Origin of the sequence: Corallococcus sp. AB045, from assembly GCF_003668895.1 — a bacterium.
Lineage (GTDB): Bacteria > Myxococcota > Myxococcia > Myxococcales > Myxococcaceae > Corallococcus > Corallococcus coralloides.
This window is the reverse complement of sequence record NZ_RAWN01000002.1, coordinates 76,373-88,379: the sequence shown is the minus strand read 5'-3', so window position 1 is coordinate 88,379 and position 12,007 is coordinate 76,373. Positions and strand designations below refer to the sequence as shown.

At 69.9% G+C, this 12,007-nt stretch carries 6 protein-coding genes; 5 read left to right on the top strand and 1 reads right to left on the bottom strand.

All coding sequences use genetic code 11. The features are described 5' to 3' along the window. Nucleotides 1–33: 33 nt before the first annotated feature. Entirely contained in the window at nt 34–3,078 is a 3,045-nt protein-coding gene (locus D7Y21_RS00875) for a helicase-related protein (RefSeq protein ID WP_121710621.1), read from the bottom strand. A 342-nt stretch (nt 3,079–3,420) separates the two neighbouring features. On the opposite strand from D7Y21_RS00875, the gene D7Y21_RS00870 reads away from it, so the two are divergent. The 5 genes from D7Y21_RS00870 (at nt 3,421) to D7Y21_RS00850 (ending at nt 11,994) form a co-directional block, all read left to right on the top strand. Then, nucleotides 3,421–5,277, top strand: a complete 1,857-nt coding sequence (locus D7Y21_RS00870; protein WP_121710619.1) for an ATP-binding protein — start codon at nt 3,421–3,423, stop codon at nt 5,275–5,277. Nucleotides 5,278–5,545: 268 nt separating this feature from the next. Continuing rightward, nucleotides 5,546–7,417, top strand: a complete 1,872-nt coding sequence (locus D7Y21_RS00865) for a cytochrome C (protein ID WP_121710617.1) — start codon at nt 5,546–5,548, stop codon at nt 7,415–7,417. 27 nt (nt 7,418–7,444) lie between these two features. After that, nucleotides 7,445–8,608 carry an FIST signal transduction protein gene (locus D7Y21_RS00860; RefSeq protein ID WP_120562383.1) on the top strand — a complete coding sequence of 388 codons (1,164 nt, stop codon included), beginning with the start codon at nt 7,445–7,447 and terminating at the stop codon, nt 8,606–8,608. A gap of 7 nt (nt 8,609–8,615) precedes the next feature. Beyond that, nucleotides 8,616–11,582: a response regulator gene (locus tag D7Y21_RS00855; protein ID WP_121710615.1), complete on the top strand. Its 2,967-nt coding sequence runs from the start codon at nt 8,616–8,618 to the stop codon at nt 11,580–11,582. Next, nucleotides 11,575–11,994 carry a response regulator gene (locus tag D7Y21_RS00850; protein ID WP_014393466.1) on the top strand — a complete coding sequence of 140 codons (420 nt, stop codon included), beginning with the start codon at nt 11,575–11,577 and terminating at the stop codon, nt 11,992–11,994. Before D7Y21_RS00855 ends, D7Y21_RS00850 begins: the two co-directional genes overlap by 8 nt. Nucleotides 11,995–12,007: the final 13 nt, after the last annotated feature.

Genomic DNA, 12,007 nt, shown 5'->3' with positions numbered 1-12,007 from the left:
AGAACCGATTCCATACTATCAGGATGGTTTGGCTCAGCGGTTGAGGGTGAACCCGCAGGCCGCGTCCAGCGCCACCTTCGCCCCCGCGAGCGCCTGGAGCAGGCGCTCGTAGTGATTGCGCTCCGCGTCAACCTGGGCCTCCACCGCCTCCGGTGACAGGCCCTGGTGGGAGAGGGAGAGGCGCAGACGGGCGGCGGCCGCGTCGCGCTCGGCCTCGATGGCGGCCCGGGCCTTCTTCGCGGACCGGCCGAGCTCCGCCTCGGCGGCGGCCTGGGCCACGGGCAGCGCGGCGTCCACGAAGGCGCCGAAGCCCGGGAAGGCCTGGTGGACCTCATCCCCCTTCAGCGCCTTGCCCTCGGATTCCAAAGCGGCGAGTACGGAACCGTCCGCCACGGGCCCCTCCGGGCCCTCCACCACGGCGACGGGCAGGAGGGTGCGCGCGAGGAAGCGGGCCAGCTGGCGGCTGGGCACGCGGGCACCGGGCGAGGTGTCCTGGGGCTCCGGCAGCTGGACGTGGAAGAGCAGCTCCAGGCCGCGCGCGGGCTTCTTCACGCCGCGCTTCTCGATGTGGCGGAAGCCGCTGCGGCCATAGGGGCCGTCCTTGAGGAAGCCGAACAGCGCCTCCACCAACGGGTGGCCGGTGGCGAAGTACTCCAGCTCCTCCGCCTCCACGGCGGTGTCGCGCCAGAAGGTGCCCAGCACGGTGCGGTCCTGCATCACGTCGATGCCGGGCAGCCCCTCGACGTTGAGCGCGTGGCCGAACTGGAAGGCCACCTGGAAGGCCTCCACCTGTTCGTCGGTGTCCACGCCAATGCCCACGCGGCGCGCCAGCTCCGTGACGGTCTCCTCCAGGCGCTCGTCCAGGTCGCGCGCCACGCTCCACAGCCCGTCCTCCAGCGGCGGAGCCTCCTCGTCGGAGTCTTCCTCCGGCTCCTCGCCCATGCGCTCCTGCGCGCGCGCCACCAGCCGGGCCACGGCGGGCTTGTCGAAGCTGCGCACGTCCAGCAGCGGGTCGTACGCGCGCTTCACCTGCTCACGCGCCACCTCCACGCGGGCCTTCAGCTCCGCGGCGTACTCCACGCGCGCCTCGCGGGGCAGCAGGGCCAGGTCCGCGATGCGGTCCTCCACCTCCTCCAGCACCGCATCCAGGCCGCCCACCGTCTCACCGAAGACGCCCACGGCGTCCGCCAGCAGCATCAGCACGTCCGACGCGAGCGTGCCCGCGGGGTCGAAGACGTGGATCTCCACCGGGTGAGCCTGCCCGATGCGGTCCAGGCGGCCGATGCGCTGCTCCACCGTGGAGGGGCTCCACGGCAGGTCGTAGTGGACCAGGTGGTGCGCGAACTGGAAGTTGCGGCCCTCGCCGCCCACCTCCGTGCACAGGAGCACCCGGGGGCCTTCCGGGTCGCGGAAGCGCGCCACCTGCCGGTCGCGCTCCACGAGCGGCAGGTCGCCGTGGTAGCCCAGCGCCTCCACGCCCTCGCGCGACAGCTCCGACTGGAGCGAGTCCAGCGTGTCGCGGCTCTCCGTGAACACGAGCACCTTCGCGCGCGGCTCCGCCTTCCAGATGCCGCGCAGCACGCCCACGAACGCGAGGAGCTTCGCGTCCCGGCCGGTCAGCTTGAGGTCCGCGCCCTTCAGCGCCGGGTTGGACTTCACCGCGCCCGTGAACGCCGCGGGGCTGGACTCCAGACGGCGCAGCACGTTGGCCAGCGGCGCGCCGCGCAGCGTGCCCTTCGCCAGCGTGGCGAGCGCCGTGTCGCGCGCCGTCAGCTCCTCCGGCGTGAGCTGCACCGGGTGCCGGTGGAGCCTGCGCGTGGAGAAGCCGCCCACCACCGCGCGCCGGTTGCGCACCAGCCGGTCCGACAGGCTGTACGTCTCCGCCAGGTGCGCGAGCAGCGCCTCCTTCTCCTTCAACGTCTGGAGCCGCGCGTCCTCCGGGAAGCGCTTGGCCAGCGCGGCCACGGAGGCCTTCGCGTCCTTGCCTTCCATGAGCGCGCGCACCGCGGTGGACAGCTCCTCCTGGCGCTGGAGCCGCGCCTCGAAGCCCTTCACGGACGGCGCGGTCGCCGCGTCAATGAGGGTGAGCAGGCCGTGGTACTCCGCCGGATCCAGCTGCATGGGCGTGGCGGTGAGCAGGAGCAGGCCCCACGAGTTCGCGGCCAGCCCCTTCGCGGCGGCGAAGGCCTTCTCGCCCTTGAGGTGGTGCGCCTCGTCGATGATGACCAGGTCCCAGAAGGCGTCCTCGGCGGCCACCTCCTCGCGGTGCTCGCGGGTGCGGCTGAGCAGCTCCAGGCTGGTCACCACCAGCGGGAAGCGCGCCCACGGAGAGACGTCCGGCGCTTCCTTCAGCGACTGCTCGTAGCGGTCCGAGTCCATCAGCGTGAAGAGCTGGTTGAACTTGTGGAACAGCTCCACCAGCCACTGCACGGTGAGGTGGCTGGGCGCCACCACCAGGCACCGCCGCGCCAGGCCCACCAGCCGCAGCGCGCTGAACACCATGCCCGCTTCAATCGTCTTGCCCAGGCCCACTTCATCCGCCAGCACGAAGCGCGGCCGGCGCGCGGACAGCACGCGCTGCACCACGCCCACCTGGTGAGGCTTCACCATCACCCGGCTGGCCAGCAGCGCGCCCAGCGCGTCACCCCGGCGCTCGTCGTCCAGCACCAGCGCCTGCTTGCGCAGCATGAACGCCTTCGCGTCCCCCACCCGCCCGTCGCGCAGCGTGGACAGCAGGTCGGAGCGCGGCGCCAGCGCGCGGACTTCGGACTCCGGCAGCTCGTCCTCCTCGCCCGTGTCCTCGAAGCGCACCACGTAGCGGCGCAGCCCGCGCGCGCCCGGCTCCTCGCCCAGGATGGTGGCCTTGCGTCCCTTCGGCGTCTGGATGGGCTCACCTTTGGGCAACTGGTAGGGCACCAGCGCACCGCCGCGCGTGGACACCAGCACCGGCTCGTCCTCGCGGGACGGGAAGGCGATGAGGGCCTTGGCCCCCTGCTCCTGCAGCGACACCAGATGCCCCACACCCCATTCGGGCTGCGGGAGGTAGCGGACCTTCAGACCTTCGACGAGAGACGCCATATGCCGTGCAACACCTGGGTGACGAGGAGGGGGCGCTGAATAACGTCCCGGCGCCCGGAAGGCCATTTCGCAGGCACCTCCACCCCGTCCAACCCCTTGATTCCAGGCCCGAGTTCCCTGAAAAGCGCCAGGCACCGTCCACCATCCGACAGCCCCGCCGCGTCCTGCCCGCCAGAAATTTCCCATCCCCACGGGTAGGGTCCTTGATTTCATGACAAACAGGTAAAAACAGGGTTATAGGATACCCTGCCCGACAGTGCGATGTCGCTCACCCCACCTTTTCGGTGATGTTGAGCGTCCTTCTGCACAGAAGCGCTCGGTGCCGTCGGGGGGGAGTGCCACATGCTGCGACGTTGGACCTTCGCTCAGCGGGTCGGGGCAGGTCTGTCCGTATGCCTTCTGGCCGGACTCATCCTGCTTGCCACCCTTGTGTTCACGGCCCACACGCTGACGGTGGACGACGGGGCCGTCCTCCATCACGCCTCCGACATCCTCTCCGGCCTGCTGGGCCTGGGCGCCCTGGTCGCGCTGGTGATGGTGCTGCGCAACGCGCTGGGCCCCATGCACGCGGAAGCCGTGCAGAGTGAGCAGCGGTTGCACCTGTTCATGGATGGCGTGAGCGACTACGCGCTGTGCTTCCTGGAGCCGGATGGCACGGTGTCCTGCTGGAGCACGGGCGCGGAGCGGCTCACCGGGTGGACGTCCTCCGACATCGTGGGCCAGCGCGTGGAGGTGCTGCACGTGCCGGACGCGGTGTCGCACGGGCTGCCCGCCTCCCACCGCGAGCGGGCCTCGCGCGAGCGGCGCCTGCAGTCGGAGGGCTGGCGGATGCGCAAGGACGGCTCGCGCTTCTGGGCGGAAACGCTGCTCACCGCGCTCTACGCGGAGGGCGGCACGCTGCAGGGCTTCGCGGAGGTGACGCGCGACATCACCGAGCGCAAGCGCACCGAGCGCATGCAGGCGCTGCTCGCGGAGGCTGGACGCGTGCTGCAGCCGCAGGCCGGCGCCAAGGAGCTGGGAAACGCGCTCACCCGCCTGTGCGTGCCGGAAGTCGCGGACGCGTGCGTGCTCTACCTGCCGGACAGCCAGAGCGGCGTGCGCCCCGGCGCGGTGGCGTGCGCGGACGCGGCCACCCAGGCGCGGCTGTGGGAGCCGCTGATGCGCAGGCCCTCGCTGGACGAGCCCGGCCCCGCGCGCGTCATGCACACCGGCCGCGCCGAGCGCTTCGCGGAGGTGGACCCCGACCGGCTGCCCTCCTCCGTCAGCGACAGCACCTGCGCGGAGCTGTGGCGCGCGCTGGGCGTGCGCTCCGCGCTGAGCGTGCCGCTCGTCGTGGACAACCGGGTGCTGGGCACGCTGTGCCTCTTGTCCACCCGGCCGCACCGCCACTACGGCGCGGTGGACCAGGCCTTCCTGGAGGAGCTGTCCGCGCGGGCCGCGCTGGCGCTGGACAACGCCCGCCTGCTGGCGGCGACGCAGAACGCGCTGGAGCTCATTGGAGTGGCGGCGCACGACCTGGGCACCCCGCTCAGCTCGCTGCAGCTGCGCCTGCGCCGCGTGCGCCTGCAGTGCGCGCCCGCGCACGCGGAGGACCCGCGCCTGCGCGAGGGGCTGCTGCTGGCCGAGGACGAGACGAAGCGGCTGGGGCAGCTGGTGCACAACCTGCTGGACCTGTCGCGCCTGTCCGGCGGCCGGCTGGTGCTGGAGTCCCGGCCCATGGACCTGGCGGAGCTGGCGCACGAGGTGGCCGCCCGCCACGAGGACCAGGCCGCCGCCGCCGGCTGCGCCCTCACCGTCCACGCCCGGAACGCGGCCCGCGGCCGCTGGGACCGCCAGCGCCTGGACCGAGTCCTCACCAACCTGGTCAGCAACGCCCTCAAGTTCGGCCGGGGTCAGCCGGTGGAGGTGCATGTGAACGTGGATGAGGACTCACACCGGATCCAGATGTCGGTGCGGGACCACGGCGCCGGCATCCCCGCGGAGGCCCAGCAGCGCCTGTTCACCCGCTTCGAGCGGGTCACGACGGACAGCCGCGCGCCGGGCTTCGGCCTGGGCCTCTACATCGTCCGACAGCTCGTCGAAGCCCACGGCGGCACCATCCGCGTCCACTCGCGGCTCGGTGAGGGCTCGGAGTTCACTGTCGAACTCCCGTTCACTCCGGAAGCACAGGAGGGAGTGGGAAACACGATTCGAGTTTGACCCTCCCGGGTGGGTTGCGCCCCAGAGGCCCTTCTCATCCAGTCACGAACAGTCCGAGTTCGACTCTGACTAGAATTATTCTCAGAAGTTGAATCGCTCTGTTGATTATGGATATTCTCCGTGTGGCTAGAACTGCTCGTTTCCGGCAAAAGCCGGATTTGAGAGTGACCCGCCGCCAGCGTCCCCCCGACGCAAGGGCACCCGGGTCCACTGGCCGCGACGCTGCTCCGGCAGCCGTCCGCACATACGCGTTCGGAGGAGTCCCCTCATGGCTGGAACTGTCACGATTCGGGAGCGGTGTTCTCGCACTTCCCCCCGCCTGTTCACGGCGGGCCGCGCGAGCCTGCTGGCGACCCTCGCCAGCCTGACGGTGGCGTGCGGTGGTCCGGAGTCCACGGAGCTGGAGTCCTCCGCCGTCGTGGAGCCCAATGTCGAGCCGCAGCTCGCGGTCCAGGGCCAGGACCTGTCGCTGGGCGACATCCTGGGTGGCGGAAACCGCGAGCCGCCCGTGGGCCTGGCGCTGGAGGTGGACAACGGCAAGGGCGTGCCCATCAAGGTGAAGGCCGGGCAGACCTTCTGGGTGGACCAGATTGACCTGCGCGCCTCCATCACCGCGTCGAAGGACGAGGGCGTGGACGGCCTGCGTCAGAACAGCGACTTCCTGGCCATCGGGTGGTCGGGTGTGCGCATGGCGGACCAGGAGTTCGTGGGCCTGTCGAACCCGGACGGCACCTTCACCCGCCGCCGCTTCTACCGTGACGCCGCGTGGATGAAGGCGACCAGCCTCTTCACGGTGGAGCCGGTGGACGCGCGCGGCGTGCTGACGGGCGCCCCGGTGCTCCTGAACATCGGCAGCGACGACACCCGCCGCACGGAGCGTGACGACTTCTTCATCCGCCGCATGCGCGCCATCCAGTGGACGCGCGACTGCCGCTCGCTCACGGACTGCAACGGCGCCACGGCCTATGAGGAAGAGGCCCTGGTGGAGCTGCGCAACGCGTACAACCACGCGAAGAAGCAGACCCTCACCTTCAACTCCCGCACGGCGGGTCTGCGCCTGCGCTGGAGCCTGCGCCCGTTCGCCCCCTACTACATCCCCGTCACGCAGGTGTCCCAGCCGGAGTTCAGCTACGGGTTTGGCATCGACATCAAGGCCCTGACGGCGCCCCGCAAGGACGGCACGTATGCCCCCGGGTCGCAGGTCACCTTCCAGATGACCCTGAAGGACGGCAAGGGCAAGCGCCTGCACAAGGCCGGGAGCCTTCCAACCTACAATGAGGTCGCACCTCCGGGCGCTCCCGGCAGCCCGGCGGGGATCCAGTACTATCAGGCGTTCTTCAACCCCACGACGACCTACTATCGCCGCAAGCACCAGGAACGGATGATGATGACCCAGCTCATCGGGCCGGCGCAGGACATCCAGCCCATCCGGACCATCGTCGACCTGGAGGCCTTCCTGGATGACTCGCAGGACGTGCAGACCATCGCCACCCCGGCGCGCGACGGCGTCTATGCGCAGTTCATGACCTTCCCCCCCTCCAACAAGCTGTTCGGCGGCGCCTTCTTCCCCAATGACGGCCGCTGGGACGCGCCCGTGAGCGACACCTGGACCTACACCCTGCCCGCGGACGTGAAGCCCGGCACCTACCTGGTGACCGCCAAGGCGCGCCGCAATTACCTGGGTGAGGACGTGCCGGCGTCGCGCACCATCGAAATCCAGGTGGGGACGAAGACGCACACCAGCGCGGCCCTGACCACGGGTCCGTGCAACACCTGCCACAGCAAGGGCGGCGAGCTGGGTGAAGTCCTGCATGCGAACGACAACCGCGCCGCGTGCGCGTCGTGCCATGCTCCGCTGGGCTTCGAACTGGAAGGCCCCATCTTCGTGCGCACGCACTTCATCCACTCGCGCTCCAACCGCTTCGACGCGCCCCTGGAGAAGTGCTCGTCCTGCCACCTGAAGCAGGAGACCACTCAGCGCACCAGCAAGGCCGCCTGCCTGTCGTGCCACAAGAGCTACCCTGAGAGCCACGTGGAGAAGTTCGGCCCCATCGAGAGCATGTACGTCGGCGGGGGCCGCGAGTCGTTCCAGCAGTGCACCGGCAGTTGTCACAAGACACACCCCGGCGCCGGCTTCTAGCCGCCGCCGGTTCGCACGGAGGTCCTCATGGCGCACGTGAAGATGCAGACGGCTCGTTCCACCCTCACGGATCCGGTCGCCGTCGCCGAGGACCTCCTGGGCCAGTTGCACGGCCCGCCGCCGAAGCTGGTGACGCTGTTCGCGGCCCGCCAGCGCGACCAGCGCGCGCTCAACCGCGCGGTGCGTGAGCGGCTGCCCAAGGACACCCGGCTGGTGGGCGCCACCACCGCCGGGGAGCTGGACAACAACGGCATCCACGAGAACAGCGTGGTGATGGGCGCGCTCTCCGGCGACTTCGAGGTGGGCCTGGGTTTGGGAAGCGGCCTCACCGGGGACGCCATCGCCGCGGGCGCGCAGGCCATCAAGCGCGCGTGCGAGGAGCTGGGCGTGCGCCAGCAGGACCTGGACGCGCGCCGGTACGTGGGCCTCGTGATTGACGACGGCTTCCGTTACAAGAAGGAAGAGCTGCTGCTGGGCATCCTGGAGAAGAACCAGACCCTGGTGCTCGTGGGCGGCGGCGCCAGCGATTCAGAGACGGACCCCGCGCGCCAGTCCGCCCTCATCCACGTGGACGGAGAGGTCGCCGGCGACGGTGTGCTGGTGGCCCTGTTCAAGACGAACGCGCCCTGGGCCGCGCTGCGCTCGCACTGGTACGTGCCCACCGGCGAGCGCATGACCATCACCAAGGTGGATGAGACGCACACGCGCGCCCTGGAGATCGACGGTCAGCCCGCCGCCCGGCGCTACGCGGACATCCTGGGCGTGGAGAACATCGCGGACCTGGAGTTCGGCCGGCCGGGTGGCTTCGCGCTGCGCCCCACCGCGCTCAAGGTGGGCCGCGAGTACTTCATCCGCGCCGCGTGGCGCCCCCTGGAAGATGGCTCCATCCTGTTCGCCAACCTCCTGGAGGAGGGCAGTGAGCTGGACCTGATGAAGGCCGGCGACCTGGCGGGCATGACGCGGGACTTCTTCCAGGAGGAACTGCCCAGGCGGGTACAGAACCCCCAGGCCGCCCTCCTGTTCCACTGCAGCGGACGCCTGTGGTACGCGCAGGCCCAGGGCATGTTGCCAAAGCTCTCCGAGGCCATGAAGCTTGCACCGTCCGCTGCTGGGATGAACGTGCAATTCGAGATCTACTCGGGCTTCCACATCAACACCACGCTGACCGTGCTCGCGTTCGGCTCCAACTAAACAGACCATGGCCCACCACCCGTTCGACGTGGCCCAAGCCGAAGCGCCCCTCGGTTACACCCTGTCGCTGCTCCTGGTGGGCAGCGAGCGTGAGACGCGCGCCATGCGCGACGCGTTGGAGAAGGAGGACATCCTCTCCATGCTCACGCTGGAACCCGTCGGCACACGGGAAGCCCTGGAGCAGGCGCTGGAGCGCCCCTGGGCCCTGGTGCTGGTGGGCTCCGAGCTGCCGGGCATGAGCTGGGAGGACGTCCAGGCCGCGTGGGTGAAGCGCGGCCGGGAGACGGCCTTCGTGGTGAGCGCGCCCACCTGGAGCGCGGACACGCTGTCCGCCGCCATGCGCGCCGGCGCGCGCGACTACGTCAGCGAGGACCGCTACGGCCACCTGCCCTTCGTGGTGGCGCGCGAGCTGCGCCTGCACGCCGAGCGCGCCCAGCACCAGATGACGGGCGTGGAGCTCAAGCGCACCAACTACCTGCTCAGCAACATCATCGACGCGCTGCCCTTCGTGCTGTTCGTGAAGGACGCGGAGACGCGCCGGCTGGTGGTGGTGAACAAGACGTTCGCGGACGCGTTCCGGGTCACCAAGGAGTGGTTGCTGGGGAAGCTGGACCACGACTACTTCCCCAAGGAGCAGGCGGAGTCGTTCATCGCCATCGACACGGAGATCCTCGAGACGCGCAAGATGAAGACGTTCGAGGAGGTGGCCCGCGCGGACGGCGTGGACCGCATCTTCGCCACGCGCAAGATTCCGCTGCTGGACGACCAGAACGTCCCGCGCTTCGTGATGGGCGTCACGGAGGACATCTCCGACCGCAAGCAGAACGAGGAGGCCCTGCGCGCCTCCAGGGATGAGCTGGAGGCCGCCAACAAGCAGCTGGCCGCCAGCCTGGAGGAGATCAAGAAGACGCGCGCGGTGTCCGCCCGCTCCCTGGCGAGCTACCAGCAGCGCGCGCTCCAGATGGAGATCATCCGCCAGCAGAACGAGGACCTGGACCGGCTGGCCCAGGAGCTCTCCGTGGCCAAGCGCAACGAAGAAGAGCGCGCCCGCGAGGCGGAAGGGGCCGTGCGCCTCAAGAGCGAGTTCCTGGCGAACTTCAGCCACGAAATCCGCACGCCGCTCAACGGCATCATCGGCTACTGCGACCTGCTGATGCGCGAGGAGGGCAGCCGCCTGACGCCGCACGGCCGGCGCGACCTCAACGTGGTGAAGACGAACGCCAAGACGCTGCTGGCGCTCATCAACGACATCCTGGACCTGTCCAAGATTGAAGCGGGCCGCGTGGAGGTCGTCACCGAGCCGGTGGACGTGCAGGAGCTGGCCGACGAGTGCATGGCCACCGTGAAGGAGTACCTGAAGGGCAAGGACGTGGCCCTCACGGTGAACGTGGACAACGACGCGAAGGAGATCCGCACCGACGCGCTGAAGCTGCGGCAGATCATGCTCAACCTGTTGAGCAACGCGGCCAAGTTCACGGACACGGGCGAGGTGGCGCTCACGGTGGTGCCCGCGGGCGGCGGCGAGCTCTTGATGACGGTGGAGGACACCGGCGTGGGCATCCCGTCGGATCAGCTCGCCTTCATCTTCGAGAAGTTCCGCCAGGTGGACGGCACCACCACGCGCAAGGTGGGCGGCACGGGGCTGGGGCTCGCCATCGTGCGCGAGCTCACCCGCGTGCTGGGCGGCACGGTGGACGTGAAGAGCACCCTGGGCCGCGGCTCCACCTTCACGGTGCGGCTGCCGGACGTGCTGGCGACCACGGTGGGCGCGGACAGCCCGCACGCCACGGAGCGCCTGGTGCCCTTCCACGACGTGGCCCAGAAGCTCGCGCCCATGGCGCGGCCGGGCAGCACGGTGATGGTGGTGGATGACGACGTGCTCATCCAGCAGCTCGTCACCGGCCAGTTGGAGCCCGCGGGCTTCAGGGTGGTGACGGCGAATGACGGCATCGCCGCGCTGAAGCTGGCCCGCGAGGTGAAGCCGCAGGCCATCCTGCTGGACATCCACCTGCCGCGCATGGACGGCTGGTCCGTGCTGAGCCAGCTGAAGAGCGACCCGGCGCTGGCGGCCATCCCGGTCATCCTGGTGTCGGTGGAGGAGCAGCGCGCCCGCGGCTTCAGCCTGGGGGCGTGCGAGTACCTGGTGAAGCCGGTGGAGCCGGAGCGCCTGGTGGACGTGGTGCAGAAGAGCCTGGCCTCCGCGGGCGCTTCCGCCGCCACGGGCGACGTGCTGGTGGTGGACGACGACGCCGCCACGCGCGAGCTGGTCAGCCGCAACCTGCGCCGCGCGGGCTTCTCCACCAACGAGGCGCGCAACGGCGAGGACGCGCTGCTCAAGGCGCGCGTGTCGCCGCCGTCGCTGGTGGTGCTGGACCTGATGATGCCGAACCTGGACGGCTTCGAGGTGCTGCGCCGGCTGCGCGCGGAGAAGCTGTCCGTGCCGGTGGTGGTGCTCACCGGAAAGACGCTGTCCAACGAAGAAGAGACGCTCTTGCGCGACGGCTTCGCGGGCTTCGTGCGCAAGGGCGGCCACGCGCTGGAGGACGTCATCGCGCAGGCCAAGGGCCTCTTGATGTCCCAGCGGGCGGCGTCCGCGGGGAAGCTGCCTCGCGTGCTGTACGTGGAGGACAGCGAGCAGAACCGCGACATCGTCCGCAGATACCTTGGCGGACTGTATGACCTCATCGAGGCGGAGGACGGCGAGCAGGGGCTGGAGCGGGCCCGCAACGACGCGCCGGACCTCATCCTCATGGACCTGTCCCTGCCGCGGCTCGACGGTTGGGAAGTCACCCGCAGGCTCCGCGCGTTGCCGGATGGGCAGAACGTGCCCGTCATCGCCGTCACGGCGCACGCGGGTCGCGAATACCAGGACAAGGCTCAGGCGGCCGGTTGCACGGCCTATATGACCAAGCCCCTGGACCGCGATCAGCTCATCGAGACGATTCGTCAGTACCTAGGGAGAAGCCATGGCTGAAGCAAAACCGCGCGTCCTTGTCGTGGACGACGATCCGGACCTGCTCGACCTCGTGCAGCGCTCGCTGAGCGCGTACGGGTTCGATGTGCAGACCCACACGTCCGCGTTGGGCGTGTCCAACATCGTGCGCGCCTCCGAGCCGGACTTCGTGCTCATCGACGTCAACTTCCCCGCCCTCAAGGGGGACAAGGTGGTGGGCCTGGCGCGCCAGTACGCGCCCCCCGGCACCCGCTTCATCCTCTACTCCGCCTCGGATGAGGCCAAGCTGCGCTCGCTGGCCATCGCCTCCGGCGCGGACGGCTACATCTCCAAGAGCGTCCAAGGCGCGGAGTTGGCGCAGAAGCTCAACGCCATGCGCCTCAAGCCTCGCCCGGCGTCGCCCAACCGGAATCCCTCACCGGTTGAGAGCTGACCCACCCCCTGGG